This window comes from Streptomyces actuosus, from assembly GCF_016921115.1.
Lineage (GTDB): Bacteria > Actinomycetota > Actinomycetes > Streptomycetales > Streptomycetaceae > Streptomyces > Streptomyces actuosus_A.
The window spans coordinates 86443-101173 of record NZ_JAFFZS010000017.1; the positions used below are offsets into that span (position 1 = coordinate 86443).

The following is a 14731-nucleotide window of genomic DNA, read 5'->3' on the forward strand; positions in this document are numbered from 1 at the left end:
CCCGGCAGGCCGTGGACCTGCGGCGGCGCCCGCTCGTAGCGTCCGGGGCATGACCTCCGAAACCAAGGGCGCCGCCCAGCTGACGACCGCGATGGTGCTCTCCGGCACCCTCGGAGTCTTCGTCGTCGAGTCGGGCGCGGCGCCGTTCGACGCCGTCTTCTTCCGGGTCCTGTTCGGGGCGCTCGCCCTCGGCGGCTACGCGGCCGCCCGCGGACTGCTGTGCGGCCACGGCTTCACCCGGCGCACCTTCGGGCTCGCGGTGCTCGGCGGGGTGTTCATCGTCCTCAACTGGGTGCTGCTGTTCACCTCGTACGAGAACACGTCGATCTCGGTCGCCACCGTCGTCTACCACACGCAGCCGTTCTACGTCGTCCTGCTGGGCGCCCTCCTCTTCCGGGAGCGGCTCACCGCGGGGAAGGCCGGCTGGATCGCCGTCGCCTTCGCGGGACTGGTGCTGGTGTCCGGGGTCGATCCCGGCGACTTCGCGGGCGGTGGGAGTTACGTCCTCGGCATCGGGCAGGCCCTGCTCGCCGCGCTGCTGTACGCGCTGTCCACGCTGGTCACCAAGCGGATCACCGGGGTACGGCCGCACCTCGTCGCCCTCGTGCAGGTCGTGGTGGGGATCCCGCTGCTGCTGCCGTTCGTCGCCGTCCCGGCCCTCCCGCGGGCGCTCGGCCTGGCCCCGGCCGCACAGAACGCGATCACCGGCTGGGACTGGGCCTGGCTGGCCGGGCTCGGCATCATCCACACCGGCGTGATGTACGTCCTGATGTACGCCGCCTACGCCCGGCTGCCCACCGCGAAGATCGCCGTCCTGGCCTTCGTCTACCCGGCGGTGGCGATGGTGGCGGACTGGACGGTGTACGGCCACCACATCGGGCCCGTCCAGGCGCTCGGCGTCCCCCTGATCGTGGCGGCCGGCCTGAGGGTCACCCTTGCTCGGCCAGCAACTGCCGCGCCCGCTCCACGAACAGCCGCGCATGCGCCGGAAGCCGCTTCCCCGAGCGCCATGCCAGCTGCGTGCGAAGCGTGAACGGCGGCGTCCACTCCAGGCGCACCAGCGAACCCTCGGCGAGTTCGGCGGCGACGGTCACCTCCGGCAGCAGACACACGCCGAGGCCGGCCGCCGCCGCGCGTTTGGTGGCCTCGATCGTGCCGAACTCCAGGAAGGAGACGGGGGCCGCGGCCGTCAGCTCCCGTTCGAACAGATCCCGGTAGGCGCACCCCGGCTCGGTGGCCAGCAGCGCCTCCCCGACCAGGTCCCCGACGGCCGGTTCGGTGCCGTGCAGCCGATGACCCGGTGCCGCCACCAGGGCCAGCGGCTCGGCGGTGAGGACCTCGCTCTCCAGGCCCGTGTGCTCGGTCTCCTCCTCCATCAGGAAACCGAGGTCGTACGTGCCCTGCCGCAGCGCCCGCCGCGTCTCGTCGCCGAGGGTGGGGCGCAGCGAGAGGCGGACCCGGGGATAGCGGTGGTGGAAGTACTCCAGCAGCGGGGGCAGACGGTAGCTGGTGAGGGACTCCATCGTGCCGACGGCGAGCGTGCCGGCGGGCTCCTCGGCGCCGGCGACCGCCGCGCGGGCCTCGCCGGCCAGCTCGATCATCTGCCGGGCGTAGGGCAGCAGCCGCTCCCCGGCCTCGGTGAGGCGGATGCGGCTGCCGAGCCGGTCGAACAGTTCGGCGCCGAGGGAGGACTCCAGGGCGCGGATCTGCGCGGTCACGCTGGACTGGGCGTACCGCAGTTCGGCCGCCGCCCGGGTGAAGCTCAGCACGGTCGCGACCTTCTCGAAGGTGACCAGCAGCCGCAGTTCCATCAGGTGCCCCCGGCCGTCCTCACTCGCTCACGGATGTCCTCGGTCGTCCCCGGCCTCAGCCGCTGTGGGGATCCTCGCCGCGCTCCTTTCGGCGCAACTCCTCCTCGCGGCGGCGCAGGTCGGCCTCCCACTGCTTCAGCAGTTCCCCGTCCTTCTTGTTCCCCTCCTCGAGGGAGTTCAGGAACGCGGGGTTGTCGTCGGGGGCGACCCAGGACGCGCGGTGGTTGCGGTGCCACTCGGCCGGCGTGGCGCCGCTCGCCGAGCGCCGGCCGCGGTTCCGGCCGGCCACCAGCCAGGCGATCGGCCCGACCAGCACCTCACCGAAGAGCAGGATGATGATCACCCAAACGACCTTGGGCAGCCCGCGCACCTCCTCCTCGGGCGTGTTCAGGCAGTCGATGAACGCGTAGATCCACAGCGCCAGCACCAGCAGGAACGGCAGATACCTGAGCATGGACGGGTGATCCCCCAGCAGACGGCGTGAGGCGTGCGACGGCCCCGGTGACGGGGTCAGAGTAGTCCGTGCCGGATACTGGGACGCATGGCTTACGACGATCTTCGTTCCCTGCTGAGGGCGCTGGAACGCGAAGGCGACCTCAAGCGCGTCAAGACCGAGGTCGATCCGTATCTGGAGGTCGGGGAGATCGTCGACCGCGTGCAGAAGTCCGGCGGGCCGGCGCTGCTCTTCGAGAACGTCCGCGGCTCCGCCGTGCCGCTGGCCATGAACGTCTTCGGCACCGACCGCCGCCTGCTCAAGGCACTGGGCCTGAAGTCGTACGCCGAGATCTCCGAACGGATCGGCGGGCTGCTGAAGCCCGAGCTGCCGCACGGGTTCGTCGGTGTCCGCGAGGCCTTCGGCAAGCTCGGCGCGATGGCGCACGTCCCGCCGAAGAAGGTCAAGCCCGACAACGCCCCCGTGCAGGAGGTCGTCCTCCACGGCGACGAGGTCGACCTGGAGGCACTGCCCGCCCTGTTCACCTGGCCCAAGGACGGCGGCTCCTTCTTCAACCTGGGACTCACCCACACCAAGGACCCGGAGACCGGGGTCCGCAACCTCGGCCTCTACCGCCTCCAGCGCCACGACAAGCGCACCATCGGCATGCACTGGCAGATCCACAAGGACAGCCGCAACCACTACCAGGTGGCCGCCCGCAAGGGCGAGCGGCTGCCGGTCGCGATCGCCTTCGGCTGCCCGCCCGCCGTGACCTACGCCTCCACCGCCCCGCTGCCCGGCGACATCGACGAGTACATGTTCGCCGGATTCGTCGCCGGCAAGCGGATCGAGATGGTCGACTGCAAGACCGTGCCGCTGCAGGTCCCCGCGCAGGCCGAGGTCGTGCTGGAGGGCTGGCTGGAGCCCGGCGAGATGCTGCCGGAGGGGCCCTTCGGCGACCACACCGGCTTCTACACGCCGCAGGAGCCGTTCCCCGCCCTGCGTATCGACTGCGTGACCATGCGGCGCCGCCCGCTGCTCCAGTCGATCGTCGTGGGCAGGCCGCCGACGGAGGACGGACCCCTCGGCCGCGCCACGGAACGCTTCTTCCTGCCCCTGCTGAAGATCATCGTCCCGGACATCGTGGACTACCACCTGCCCGAGGCCGGCGGCTTCCACAACTGCGCGATCGTCTCGATCGACAAGAAGTACCCCAAGCACGCCCAGAAGACGATGCACGCCGTCTGGGGCGCGCACATGATGTCCCTGACCAAGCTCATCGTCGTGGTCGACGCCGACTGCGACGTGCACGACCTGCACGAGGTGGCGTGGCGGGCCCTCGGCAACACCGACTACGCCCGCGACCTCACCGTCGTCGAAGGTCCCGTCGACCACCTCGACCATGCCTCCTACCAGCAGTTCTGGGGCGGCAAGGCGGGCATCGACGCCACCCGGAAGTGGCCCGAGGAGGGCTACACGCGCGACGGGGGCTGGCCCGACATGGTCGAGTCCGACGCAGCGACCGCGGCGCTGGTGGACCGCCGGTGGAAGGAGTACGGCCTGTGAGCTCGGCGTCCGCTGCCATCCCCCAGCCGGGTCGCACCAAGGCGTTCCTGCGGCTGGTGATGATCGAACACTCGGTGTTCGCGCTCCCCTTCGCCTACATCGCCGCGCTCACCGCGATGTTCCAGCTGGACCGCAACATCCACTGGGGCCGGCTGCTGCTGGTCACCGTCTGCATGGTGGGCCTGCGGACCTTCGCCATGGCGGTCAACCGGATCATCGACCGGGAGATCGACGCGCGGAACCCGCGCACCGCCCAGCGCGAGCTGGTCACCGGCGCGATGTCGGTGCGGCACGCCTGGACCGGCGCGTTGATCGCCCTCGTGGTCTTCCTCGTCTCCGCGGCCCTGCTCAACCCGCTCTGCCTCGCCCTGGCCCCCGTCGCGGTGATCCCGATGGTGGTCTACCCGTACGGCAAACGCTTCACGAACTTTCCCCAGGCCATCCTCGGCCTGGCCCAGGCCATGGGCCCCGTCGGCGGCTGGCTGGCCGTCACCGGCACCTGGTCCTGGGACGCGGTGATCCTCGGCCTCGCGGTCGGCGTCTGGATCGGCGGCTTCGACCTGATCTACGCCTGCCAGGACGTCGAGACCGACCGTGAGACCGGTGTCCTGTCGGTACCGGCCCGGTTCGGCGTCCCGGCGGCGATCCGGGGCGCGCGCGTCTGCCACGCCGTGACCACGGCCCTGCTCGCCTGGTACGGCGTGGCCACCGGCGCCGGCGCCTTCTACTGGCTGGGCCTGCTGATCGTCGCCGGCGCGTTCGTCTACGAGCACACGATCGTCCGCCCGCACGACCTGTCGCGGCTGAACCGGGCGTTCTTCTCCGTCAACGGCTTCATCGGCATCGCCCTGTTCGTGTGCGCGCTGCTGGACCTGCTGGTGCGCGGACTCACGGTCTGAACCGTCAGAGCTGACAGATAGGCTCGACACCATGAAAGCAGGACAGCCGCAGCGCACGCCTTGGATCGTGGGGGTGTCCGGAGCGTCCGGTACGCCCTACGCGGCCGCCGTGCTGCGGGCCCTGATCGCCGCGGGCGAGAGCGTCGACCTGGTGGTCAGCCGGGCCTCGCGGCTCACCCTGCTGGACGAGACCGGCATCTCCTTCCGGGACGCGCACTGGGAGGGCGACCTGCGGGCGTGGCTGGCCCGCGGGGCGGACGGCAGACCGGACACCTTCGAGACGGACCTCGGCGGCGTGCGGTACTGGAACGCCGGGGATCTCGCCGCGGGCCCCTCGTCCGGCTCGTACGCCACCCGGGGGATGATCGTCGTCCCCGCCTCGACCGCCTGCGTCGCCGGTGTCGCGCTCGGGCTGTCCAAGGACCTCCTCCAGCGAGCCGCCTCCGTCACCCTCAAGGAGCGGCGCCGACTGGTCGTGGCCGTACGGGAGACCCCCCTCAACGGGCAGACACTGCGTCATCTGGTGACACTGGACGACGCGGGCGCGAGCGTCGTGCCCGCCTCGCCGGCCTTCTACGCGGGCGCGACCCACATCCAGGACCTGGTCGACTTCGTCGCCGGGCGCGTCCTGGACGCGGCGGGCGTCCCGCACGGCCTGTACCGCCGGTGGGAGGGCGAGCTGGGCGGCGGAACCCGCAGCTCATGAGCCCTGCCACGACAGCGCGCCGCACACCGGCCCGCAGGAACCACTCAGACCCCCTCTCACCTTTTCAGCGGAAGGCTTCGAATCGCATGGACGCGGTGGACAGGCAGCTCATCCAGGCCCTGAGAGAGAACGGCCGGGCCTCCTACGCGGAGCTGGGGCGCCTCGTCGGCCTGTCGGGCCCCAGCGTCACCGACCGCATCAACCGACTGGAGGCGGCGGGCGTCATCACCGGCTACCGCGCCACCGTGGACGCCGCCTCGCTCGGCCTCGGCGTCATCGCCCTCATCGGCATCTCCCTGTCCGACGCCGCCGACCACGAGGACGTGGCCGGCCGGATGAAGGACTTCACCGAGATCGAGGACTGCTGGTTCATCGCCGGCGACGACTCGTACATGCTCAAGGTGCGTGCCCCGGACGTGGACGGCCTGGAGCGGATCATCCGCCGGCTGTCCGGGACGAAGGGCATCTCGCGCACGCGCACCACGATCGTGCTCTCCACGAAGTGGGAGAACCGCGTGGGTGAGCTGCCGGAAGAGGTGTAGGGCGCAGGCCGTACGGCGGTGCCGGCCCCCCGGAGCCGGGGGAGTACCGTGGGCGGATCCGTCGGAGAAAGGGTGTGGGCATGGACGTCGGGCTCAAGCGCGAGCTGGAGGAGAAGGTCCGCTCCGGTGGGCGGCTGACCCGCGAGGACGGCATCGCGCTGTACGAGTCGGACGACCTGGCCTGGCTGGGCGGCCTGGCGCACGAGGTGCGGACGCGGCTCAACGGCGACGTCGTGCACTTCAACGTCAACCGGCACCTCAACATGACCAACGTGTGCACGGCCTCCTGCGCGTACTGCTCCTTCCAGCGCAAGCCGGGGGAGAAGGACGCGTACACGATGCGCATCGAGGAGGCCGTGAAGCTGGCCCGGTCGATGGAGTCGGAGAACCTCACCGAGCTCCACATCGTCAACGGCCTGCACCCGAACCTGCCGTGGCGCTACTACCCCCGCTCGCTGCGTGAGCTGAAGGCCGCCCTGCCGAACGTGTCGCTGAAGGCGTTCACGGCGACGGAGATCCACCACTTCGAGACGATCAGCGGCCTGTCCGCCTCCGACATCCTCGACGAGCTGATCGACGCGGGCCTGGAGTCCCTCACCGGTGGCGGCGCGGAGATCTTCGACTGGGAGGTCCGCGAGCACATCGTGGACCACCGCACCCACTGGGAGGACTGGTCGCGGATCCACCGCCTGGCGCACGAGAAGGGTCTGAAGACCCCGTGCACCATGCTGTACGGCCACATCGAGGAGCCGCGGCACCGCGTCGACCACGTGCTGCGCCTGCGCGAGCTCCAGGACGAGACCGGCGGCTTCCAGGTCTTCATCCCGCTGCGCTACCAGCACGACTTCGTCGACATGCAGGACGGCAAGGTCCGCAACCGCCTCCAGGCACGCACCCAGATGGCGACCGGCGCGGAGGCCCTGAAGACGTTCGCGGTCTCGCGCCTGCTCTTCGACAACGTCCCGCACGTCAAGGTGTTCTGGGTGATGCACGGCGTCCAGACCGCCCAGCTGGCCCTCCAGCACGGTGCCGACGACATGGACGGCTCGGTCGTCGAGTACAAGATCACCCACGATGCCGACAACTTCGGCACGCCGAACAAGCTGACCCGCGAGGACCTGCTGGAGCTGATCCGGGACGCGGGCTTCCGCCCCGTGGAGCGGAACACGCGGTACGAGGTCATCCGCGAGTACGAGGGTCCCGACCCGCAGCGCAGGGAGTCGCCGCAGCCGATGCGGGTCTGACCGTTCCCGGCCCGCGACCCGCGGCCCGGCGCCATGGCTACGATCGCGGCATGGCCCTCGCCCACGTGCTCGACCCGGCCGTCACGCCCGATCTGCGTGACGGGATCCTCGATCTGTGGGCCGACGTCACCCGCGCGGGCGGCGCCGTCGGGTTCGTGCCGCCGGTGACCCGGGAGGAGATCCGGCCGGAGCTCGTGCGGCACCTCGTGGCGATGGCGGAGGGCCGCAACCGCCTCCTCGTCGGGTTCGACCAGGAGGGCGGGGTCGCGGCGTGCGCGTTCGTCGGCCTCAACACCCACCGGCTCATGACCCACTGGGTATGGCTGTACACCGTCATGGTGCACCCCCGGTTCCAGGGCATGGGGCACGGCCGCGCCCTGCTGGCCGCCGCCGAGGACGCGGCCCGCGGTTTCGACGGCGTCGAGGCGATCCGGCTGACCTGCCGCGGCGGGCTCGGTCTGGAGCGGTTCTACCGGTCCTGCGGCTACCAGGAGGTCGGCCGGATCCCCGGGGCGATCCGCGTGGCGCCCGGCGACGACCGCGACGACGTGATCATGCTGCTGCCGCTGAGCCGGCACCCGCCGCCGTGATCGACCGGACGGCGTGCTTCACTGGACGTTGCCCCGTTTGGAATCGGAAGAGTGGATTGAGATGCTCCGCTACACACTGATGCGACTCGGAGTCTTCGCGGGCTGCCTCGTGGTCGTCTGGGGCCTCGTCCACTCGGGGATCGTCCCGCGTGGCCTCGGCGCCTCCAACGGCATGTGGATGGTCCTGCTGTCGATGGTGATCTCCGCGCCGATCAGCTTCGTCGTGCTGCGCAAGGAACGCGACCGGGCCTCTGAGCGGATCGTGCAGCGGGTGGACCGGGCCAAGGCCAACCTGGACGCCAACCGCAGCCAGGAGGACCTGGCCGACGACACGGCCCGTGCCCAGGGGGCCTCGTAACTACCCTTGCCCCATGGGTGCCGTGAAGACCAAGCGGATGCCGCGTGCCGTCCGTGAACAGCAGATGCTGGACGCCGCCGTACGCATCTTCGGTCAGCGCGGGTACATGGCCGCCTCGATGGACGACATCGCGGAACTGGCCGGTGTCTCCAAGCCGCTGGTCTACCTGTACCTGAACTCCAAGGAAGACCTCTTCTCGGCCGTCATCCGCCGCGAGGCCGCCGCCCTCGCCGCGGCCGTGCGCGCGGCCGTCCACCCGGAGCGGCCCGCCGACCGACGCCTGTGGGACGGACTGCTCGCGTTCTTCACGCACACCGCCCGGCACCCCGACGCCTGGGCGGTGCTGCATCTCCACGCCCGCACGCACGGCGAGCCCTTCGCCGCCGAGGTCGCGGCGATGCGGTCGGAGATCGTCGCCTTCGTGGCGCAGCTCGTCGCGGCCACCGCCCGCGACGAGGGCGCCCCCTGCTCGGGCGAGGCCGGCAGCGCGGACACGCGGCGCGTCCGCCTGGCCGAGCAGGAGGCGGCGGCCGGGCTCGCCGAGGCGCTCGTCGGGGCCGCCGAGTCGCTGGCCGCCTGGGCCAACACCACCGACCGGGTCACCGCCCGGCAGACGGCGGCCACGCTGATGAACGTCGCCTGGGCGGGCCTCGGCGACCTCATGGCCGGCCGGAGCTGGTCACCGCCGGCCGAGTGAGGTCACGTCCCCGGCCACATGGACGCGGCCGTTGCCGCCCCGCAGCTCGAACCACCCGCCCTGCGCCGCGTACGCCACCGTCGCCGGCAGCAGCACCGGGGCCCTGAACCGCGCCCGCACCGCGGCCCGTTCGGGCGTGCCGTGCGCGGCGAGGCAGCGGGCCACGGTCCACATGCCGTGCGCGACGGCCCGCGGAAAGCCGAAGAGGCGGGCGGCGACCGGGTGGAGGTGGATCGGGTTCCGGTCGCCGGTGACGGCACCGTACCGACGGCCGACGTCACCGGCCAGGCTCCACCGGGCGAGGTCGGGCAGCGGCCCCGGCACGTCGCCCGGCTGCCCGGCGGGCGTTGCCACCCCGGCCCCGCGGTGCCGCGCCAGATAGGTGCTCGTCGACTCCCACACCACGGCCCCGCCGGCCCGCAGCTCCGTCACCACGGTCGCCTCGGTGCCGCGCCGGTGCGGCAGCAGGTGCGGGACGTGCACGGACAGCTCGTACACCCCGGTGGCCGCGAGAGCGGCGTGCCGGATGATGCCGATCGAGGTGTGGACGAGCCCGAGCAGCGGCAGCGGGAAGTCCCGTGCGCTCATCAGGCGCATGGCGAGCGGGAATCCGAGCACGTGCGGGTAGGTGACCGGGAGTGCGTCGTCCCCGGTGGCGAAGCCGCACACCCGCTCGTAGGCCGCCAGCCGGGCGAGGTCGATCCGCAGCTCCGGCAGGACGACCCGGGTGCGCGGCGCGGGCGCGCCCGGGTGGGGCCGCTTGAACGGTGACAGCAGCACCCCGCGCGCCAGCAGGGGTGCGAGCGCGGGGGGACCTGCCAGGACGTCGGTCGCGCTCACGACGCCCCCACCCGCTCCGGTCCGCCCGTCCACGCGGCGTTCCGAGCGGCGCCCGCGGCGGCGCGGTGGCGGGCCGCGGCGGACGCCGCTCGGGCGGGCCCGCGCCGGGACGGGGGTCCGGCCTCCCGACCGCCCGTCGCCGCAGCTGTGCCGGCGCCCGCGGCGGCGCGGGTACGCCCGGGCGGCCGGCGGTGGGGCGGTGAGGGCCGCCCGGGGCGCCGTGGTGGGGCGTGGCCGGGCGCGGTGTCGGTGGAGGCCGGATGGCGGTCGGTCATGCCGGACGCCCTTCCTGATCTGCGTGAGACTGCTGACCAAAGTCCTTACTCTGAAGTAAGGTTACCGGAGGTAAGTCCATGGTGCCGCAGAGGAACCACGCCTCGTGCGCACGTTCCTCGCATCAGCCCGGAGGCTGCACGGCCCTGGCTCCGGACCGTCCCGGAACCCGCACAACGCCCCCACAGGGGCGCCGTACGATCCCCTTTCCGACCGCGGGCAACCCGTCTCCGGCCGCCGCAGGTGAACACCCCGCCGCGCCGGACACGTACGACAGGCAGCAAGCAGGTCCCGCGCTGCACGCCCCAGGAGCCGCCCGTGTCCACCCCCCACCCGACCGACGCCGTCTTCGCCGACCTCGGCAGCCGGGGCCCCGTGCTCGTGGCGCCCGAGACCAAACGGCTGGACGGAGCCGTCCGGGAGGCCTCCGTGCCGCCCCTCGCCCACCCGGCGCGGCACGGCTCGCTCGCCGACCTGCCGTTCGACAACGCCGACGCGGCCCCCGACGCCGTGGTCCTCAGCCGCAAGGAGCCGGACGGCCGATGGGACGAGGTGACCGCGGCGCGGTTCGCCGCGCAGGTACTGGCGGTGGCGAAGGGGCTGATCGCGGAGGGGCTCGCGCCCGGCGACCGCATCGCCGTCATGGCCCGCACGACGTACGAGTGGACCCTGCTCGACTTCGCGGCCTGGGCCGCGGGCCTGGTGACCGTCCCCGTCTACCCCACCTCCTCCGTCTTCCAGACCCGCTGGATCCTCCAGGACTCGGGCGCCGTGGCCCTGATCACCGAGACGGCCGCGCAGGCCGCCGCCCTCGGCCCCGAGCGTGAACAACTGCCCGGCCTGCGCCACCTGTGGATCGTCGAGAAGGGGCACGTGGACCGCCTGGCGGAACTGGGCGCGGCGACCGTCGCGGACCAGGAGGTCGCCGTACGGCGCGGGGTGCTCGTCCCGGACACGCTGGCGACGCTGATCTACACCTCCGGCACGACCGGCCGCCCCAAGGGCTGCGCGCTCTCCCACGGCAACTTCTTCGCCGAGGTCGACAACGCCATCGAACTGCTCCACCCGGTCTTCAAGGCCCGCACCGGCGAGGAGGCGTCGGTCCTGCTCTTCCTGCCCCTGTCCCACGTCTTCGGCCGCATGGTCGCCGTGGCCTGCGTCCGGGCCCGCGTCCGCCTCGGGCACGCGCCGAGCCTGAAGGCCGAGGACCTGCTGCCGGACCTGGCGGCCTTCCGGCCGACCTGCCTGCTGACCATCCCCTACATGCTGGAGAAGGTCTTCAACTCCGCCCGCGCCAAGGCCGAGGCGGGCGGCCGGGTCAGCTCCTTCGACCGGGCGGCCGCGGTCGCCCGCCGCTACGGCGAGGCCGTCGAGGCGCGGCAGACCGGCACGGGCGGCGGCCCCACGCGCTCCCTGCGCACGGCCCGCACCTTCTACGACCCGCTCGTCTACCGCCGTATCCGCAACGCCATGGGCGGCCGGGTGAAGTACGTGATCTGCGGCGGCTCCCCCCTGGGCCGCCGGCTGGCGGCCTTCTACGCGGGCGCCGGTATCGAGATCTACGAGGGCTACGGCCTGACCGAGACCACGGGCGCGACCACGGTGACGCCTCCCCTCAAACCCCGTCTGGGCACGGTGGGCTGGCCACTGCCCGGCACCCGGGTGCGCATCGCGGCCGACGGCGAGATCCTCGTCGCCGGCGAGCACGTGCTGCGCGGCTACTGGGACCCGGCGGCGGGCGGAGTGGTCCCCGCGACCCGGGACGGCTGGCTGGCCACCGGCGACCTCGGCGAACTGGACGACGAGGGCTATCTGACCATCACCGGCCGCAAGAAGGAGATGCTGATCACCTCGGGCGGCAAGAGCGTCGCCCCGGCCCCGCTGGAGAACTGGCTGCGCCAGCACCCCCTGATCTCCCACGTCATCCTGCTGGGTGACGGCCGCCCCTACGTCTCCGCGCTGATCACCCTGGACCTGGAGGGGGTCGGCCACTGGCGCCGCATGAACGGCAGGCACCCCCTCCCGGCGGACGGGCTCGTCGACGACCCCGAGCTGACGGCGGTGTTCCAGCACGCGATCGACGAGGCCAACCGGCTGGTCTCGCGGCCGGAGTCCGTCCGCCGTTTCGCTGTCCTGCCGACGGACTTCACCGAGGCGGCCGGCCATCTGACCCCGTCCATGAAACTGCGGCGGGCGGCGATCCTGCGGGACTTCGCCCCGCAGGTGGAGGCCCTGTACGACCGCTGAGCCGCGGAGGGCTCAGCCCGCGCACCGGTGCTCCACCACCGTGTCCGCGAACGCCCGGGCCGCCGGGCTCAGGGCGTCCCACCGCCGCACCGCCCACCCGACCGGCAGCGGACGCAGCGCCGGCAGCGGAATCATCCGCACCGTCCCGTCCCCCGGCTCCCGCACACCGGGGATCGCGGGCACCACCGCCCGCCCGACGCCCAGTTCGGCCAGCAGCAGGGCCGTGCCCCAGTCGGCGACACTCGTGTCCTGGTCGAGCCGCACGCCCGCGGCCAGGCACGCGTCCTCCAGATGCGCGGCGGAGGCCGAGTTCGGCGGCAGCCGTATCACCCGCAGCCCGCGCAGGTCCGCCGCGTCCACCCGCGTCCGCCCGGCCAGCGGGTCGTCCCGGTGCACCGCCAGCGTCCACGGCAGCTCCATCACCGCTCGCTGCTCGATGCCGCGCACCGGCGGCCGCAGCGTGATCCACGCCAGGTCCAGCGTGCCGTCGGCCAGTGCGTCGAAGCCGTCGCGGCCCGAACTGACCGTACGGAACTCCAGGCTGACCTCGGGGCAGCGGCGACGGAATGACACGACCGCGTCGGACATGAAGTGCCGCACCGTGGTCGGCCCGGTCGCCACCCGCACCTGACCGCTCTCGCCGGTCGCCAGGGACCGCAGCCGGCGCACCGCCAGATCGAGCGCGGAGATGCCTTCCGACGCCGCGTCCGCGAGAACCCGCCCGGCCTGGGTCGGCACGACGCCGCGCGGCTGCCGCTCCAGCAGCGCGACACCGGTCTCCCGCTCCAGCCGCTTGACGTGCTGGCTCACCGCGGACTGGGTGCAGCCCAGGTCGCGGGCCACCGCGCTGAGGTTGCCGGCACGGCACACGGCCACGAACACGCGCAGGTCGTCGAGGGTCATGTCGGCCACCGTATGCCGATCAAAGGTCAGTCTTGGGTCGGATGACAAAATCCAAGGATTGACTGGGACTCGGCTCCTCCGCGACGATCTCCATCGGGCCCAGGGCGGCAACCCGCTCCCGCCTCCGCGCCGACGTCCGGACCGGCCGGTGGAGGGGAGCGGGTGCCGACCCACCACGTTCGCGCCACCCGTGCCGCAGCAGAGGAGTCCCGCGCCGTGCCGACCCCGAACAGCACCGACCGCGCCCGGGCGCTCCTGAGGGACCTGGGGGCCGAGCGCATCCCCCACCCCGGCGGCACCCTCCTCGCCCACCTCGACCGGGTCCGCACCCGTCTCGCGCAGTGGGGCGCGAGACCCGACCTGCAGACGGCCGGCCTGTGCCATGCCTGCTACGGGACCGACGGCTTTCCCGAGGCACTGCTCCCGCTCGACCGCCGTGCCGAGCTGGCGGCGGTGATCGGCGAGGCGGCCGAGGAGATCGTCCGGCGCTACGCGGGGTGCGCGCGGGAGGCGACGTACGCCACCCTCGGCGGTCCGGACGTCCGCTTCCACGACCGCTTCACGGGCACGGCCGACACGCCCTCCCGCGCCGAGCTGAGCGACTTCGCCGAGCTCACCGCCGCGAACGAGATCGACCTCGCGGCCGGGAACCCGGCCTTCCGCGACCGCCACGGACCCGGTCTGCTGGCCCTTTTCACCCGGCTGCGGCCCCTGCTGAGCGAGGCCGCGTGGGACGACTGCCGCACGGTCCTGGGTTCCGCAGGGCGACCCTGAACCGCAGCCGGGAGTTCTCGCGCCGGGCGACCGCCAGCATGGCCTCCGACAGGTCCAGCCCGTACACCGGCAGGCCGAGCGAGGCGAGGTGCGCCGTGATCCGCCTCGGGGCCGCACCCCAGGTCGGCCACGGTGCCCCCGCCCTCGGCGGCGAGCCCGGCGAACACGGAGAGCAGCGCCCGGTCCAGGGGCCGGCCCTCCGGCGCCGCGCGGAACGGGTCGGCGTAGTCCTCGGCGACGGCGTCGTGGAAGAGGCGCGTGGACGCCAGGGCGTGGGTCGTGCGGGCGTCCCGGGCGGCGGGCACGGGCGGGTCGAGGGCATCGGTCATGGGCGGGACCCTTCGGCCCGCGACCGCGGCCCGTGAGGTCCCGGGGCCGCACGGGGGGCGGAAAGGGCAGGAGCCCCGTCGCCGAACGGCGCGGGGCTCCTTGGGTACTGCTCTCAGGCTGCGATCATGGAGTGATCGAGGCTGGGGTCAGACGGGGGTGACGTTCTCCGCCTGCGGGCCCTTCGGGCCCTGGGTCACGTCGAAGGAAACCTGCTGGTTCTCTTCGAGGGAGCGGAAACCCGAGGCGTTGATCGCGGAGTAGTGAACGAAGACGTCCGGGCCGCCGCCTTCCTGGGCGATGAAACCAAAGCCCTTTTCGGCGTTGAACCACTTAACGGTTCCGGTAGCCATAAGCCCTCCTTGGGCTCAAAGGGTCGCCCTGCTCCAGAACCTGCAAGTGTGAAAACACGTCATGCTGCACAACTGCATTCTTCTGAAAACGACTAGAGCCCGCGGTCACATGCTCCGCAGGCTCTGTACTGCAAGGGAAACCAAACTGCAACTTGTGGCGAGCCTAGC

At 72.4% G+C, this 14731-nt stretch carries 16 protein-coding genes and 1 pseudogene; 11 read left to right on the plus strand and 6 right to left on the minus strand.

The features are described 5' to 3' along the window. Positions 1-49: 49 nt before the first annotated feature. On the plus strand, positions 50-1033 hold the full coding sequence (locus tag JS756_RS21405; protein ID WP_205384761.1) for a DMT family transporter: 984 nt from the start codon (positions 50-52) through the stop codon (positions 1031-1033). On the opposite strand, the gene JS756_RS21410 is transcribed toward JS756_RS21405, so the two are convergent. Together JS756_RS21410 and JS756_RS21415 are read right to left on the minus strand one after the other, a co-directional pair. Then, on the minus strand, positions 930-1811 hold the full coding sequence (locus JS756_RS21410; RefSeq protein ID WP_205384762.1) for a LysR family transcriptional regulator: 882 nt from the start codon (positions 1809-1811) through the stop codon (positions 930-932). The genes JS756_RS21405 and JS756_RS21410 overlap by 104 nt on opposite strands. A gap of 55 nt (positions 1812-1866) precedes the next feature. Continuing rightward, complete coding sequence (locus JS756_RS21415) at positions 1867-2265, minus strand: PLD nuclease N-terminal domain-containing protein (protein WP_205384763.1); 399 nt, start codon at positions 2263-2265, stop codon at positions 1867-1869. A gap of 87 nt (positions 2266-2352) precedes the next feature. On the opposite strand from JS756_RS21415, the gene JS756_RS21420 reads away from it, so the two are divergent. The 8 genes from JS756_RS21420 to JS756_RS21455 all read left to right on the plus strand — a co-directional run bounded on the left by JS756_RS21420 (position 2353) and on the right by JS756_RS21455 (position 8846). Further along, entirely contained in the window at positions 2353-3810 is a 1458-nt protein-coding gene (locus JS756_RS21420; protein WP_205384764.1) for a menaquinone biosynthesis decarboxylase, read from the plus strand. Continuing rightward, on the plus strand, positions 3807-4709 hold the full coding sequence (gene mqnP, locus JS756_RS21425) for a menaquinone biosynthesis prenyltransferase MqnP (protein ID WP_205384765.1): 903 nt from the start codon (positions 3807-3809) through the stop codon (positions 4707-4709). The genes JS756_RS21420 and mqnP overlap by 4 nt, the downstream gene beginning before the upstream one ends. A 31-nt stretch (positions 4710-4740) precedes the next feature. Then, on the plus strand, positions 4741-5415 hold the full coding sequence (locus JS756_RS21430) for a UbiX family flavin prenyltransferase (RefSeq protein WP_205384766.1): 675 nt from the start codon (positions 4741-4743) through the stop codon (positions 5413-5415). A gap of 86 nt (positions 5416-5501) precedes the next feature. Continuing rightward, positions 5502-5957: an Lrp/AsnC family transcriptional regulator gene (locus JS756_RS21435; RefSeq protein ID WP_205384767.1), complete on the plus strand. Its 456-nt coding sequence runs from the start codon at positions 5502-5504 to the stop codon at positions 5955-5957. A gap of 80 nt (positions 5958-6037) precedes the next feature. Then, on the plus strand, positions 6038-7201 hold the full coding sequence (gene mqnE / locus JS756_RS21440; protein WP_205384768.1) for an aminofutalosine synthase MqnE: 1164 nt from the start codon (positions 6038-6040) through the stop codon (positions 7199-7201). Positions 7202-7251: 50 nt separating this feature from the next. Further along, positions 7252-7791, plus strand: coding sequence for a GNAT family N-acetyltransferase (locus JS756_RS21445; protein WP_205384769.1), 540 nt, complete (start codon positions 7252-7254; stop codon positions 7789-7791). A gap of 61 nt (positions 7792-7852) precedes the next feature. Further along, complete coding sequence (locus JS756_RS21450; RefSeq protein ID WP_205384770.1) at positions 7853-8149, plus strand: DUF4229 domain-containing protein; 297 nt, start codon at positions 7853-7855, stop codon at positions 8147-8149. Between the two features lie 13 nt (positions 8150-8162). Beyond that, positions 8163-8846 (plus strand): TetR/AcrR family transcriptional regulator, encoded by a 684-nt coding sequence (locus JS756_RS21455; protein WP_205384771.1) that lies wholly within the window; start codon positions 8163-8165, stop codon positions 8844-8846. Here JS756_RS21455 and JS756_RS21460 read toward each other — a convergent pair. Further along, entirely contained in the window at positions 8829-9686 is an 858-nt protein-coding gene (locus tag JS756_RS21460; RefSeq protein ID WP_205384772.1) for a MaoC family dehydratase, read from the minus strand. The two genes, JS756_RS21455 and JS756_RS21460, sit on opposite strands and share 18 nt — an antisense overlap. A gap of 591 nt (positions 9687-10277) precedes the next feature. Between JS756_RS21460 and JS756_RS21465 the strand changes: the two genes are divergently transcribed. Beyond that, positions 10278-12206, plus strand: a complete 1929-nt coding sequence (locus tag JS756_RS21465) for an AMP-dependent synthetase/ligase (protein ID WP_205384773.1) — start codon at positions 10278-10280, stop codon at positions 12204-12206. Between the two features lie 12 nt (positions 12207-12218). On the opposite strand, the gene JS756_RS21470 is transcribed toward JS756_RS21465, so the two are convergent. Continuing rightward, positions 12219-13109 carry a LysR family transcriptional regulator gene (locus tag JS756_RS21470; RefSeq protein WP_205384774.1) on the minus strand — a complete coding sequence of 297 codons (891 nt, stop codon included), beginning with the start codon at positions 13107-13109 and terminating at the stop codon, positions 12219-12221. Positions 13110-13325: 216 nt separating this feature from the next. Here JS756_RS21470 and JS756_RS21475 point away from each other — a divergent pair, with 216 nt between their 5' ends. Beyond that, the gene (locus tag JS756_RS21475) at positions 13326-13883 is read left to right on the plus strand and encodes a DUF6817 domain-containing protein (protein ID WP_205384775.1); all 558 of its coding nucleotides are present in this window, start codon (positions 13326-13328) and stop codon (positions 13881-13883) included. Here JS756_RS21475 and JS756_RS36890 read toward each other — a convergent pair. Together JS756_RS36890 and JS756_RS21485 are read right to left on the minus strand one after the other, a co-directional pair. Beyond that, positions 13882-14212, minus strand: a pseudogene (locus JS756_RS36890) (methyltransferase domain-containing protein); the annotation flags it as partial. The gene JS756_RS21475 and the pseudogene JS756_RS36890 overlap by 2 nt on opposite strands. A 147-nt stretch (positions 14213-14359) precedes the next feature. Beyond that, complete coding sequence (locus JS756_RS21485; RefSeq protein ID WP_003992177.1) at positions 14360-14563, minus strand: cold-shock protein; 204 nt, start codon at positions 14561-14563, stop codon at positions 14360-14362. Positions 14564-14731 lie beyond the last annotated feature (168 nt).

Bases quoted from the DNA above. Each gene is read 5' to 3' on its own strand.
- mqnE (WP_205384768.1), top strand. From the start codon at position 6,038: ATGGACGTCGGGCTCAAGCGCGAGCTGGAGGAGAAGGTCCGCTCCGGT.
- JS756_RS21430 (WP_205384766.1), top strand. From the start codon at position 4,741: ATGAAAGCAGGACAGCCGCAGCGCACGCCTTGGATCGTGGGGGTGTCC.
- JS756_RS21415 (WP_205384763.1), bottom strand. From the start codon at position 2,265: ATGCTCAGGTATCTGCCGTTCCTGCTGGTGCTGGCGCTGTGGATCTAC.
- JS756_RS21435 (WP_205384767.1), top strand. From the start codon at position 5,502: ATGGACGCGGTGGACAGGCAGCTCATCCAGGCCCTGAGAGAGAACGGC.
- JS756_RS21450 (WP_205384770.1), top strand. From the start codon at position 7,853: ATGCTCCGCTACACACTGATGCGACTCGGAGTCTTCGCGGGCTGCCTC.
- JS756_RS21470 (WP_205384774.1), bottom strand. From the start codon at position 13,109: ATGACCCTCGACGACCTGCGCGTGTTCGTGGCCGTGTGCCGTGCCGGC.
- JS756_RS21455 (WP_205384771.1), top strand. From the start codon at position 8,163: ATGGGTGCCGTGAAGACCAAGCGGATGCCGCGTGCCGTCCGTGAACAG.
- JS756_RS21410 (WP_205384762.1), bottom strand. From the start codon at position 1,811: ATGGAACTGCGGCTGCTGGTCACCTTCGAGAAGGTCGCGACCGTGCTG.
- JS756_RS21485 (WP_003992177.1), bottom strand. From the start codon at position 14,563: ATGGCTACCGGAACCGTTAAGTGGTTCAACGCCGAAAAGGGCTTTGGT.
- JS756_RS21445 (WP_205384769.1), top strand. From the start codon at position 7,252: ATGGCCCTCGCCCACGTGCTCGACCCGGCCGTCACGCCCGATCTGCGT.
- JS756_RS21420 (WP_205384764.1), top strand. From the start codon at position 2,353: ATGGCTTACGACGATCTTCGTTCCCTGCTGAGGGCGCTGGAACGCGAA.
- JS756_RS21405 (WP_205384761.1), top strand. From the start codon at position 50: ATGACCTCCGAAACCAAGGGCGCCGCCCAGCTGACGACCGCGATGGTG.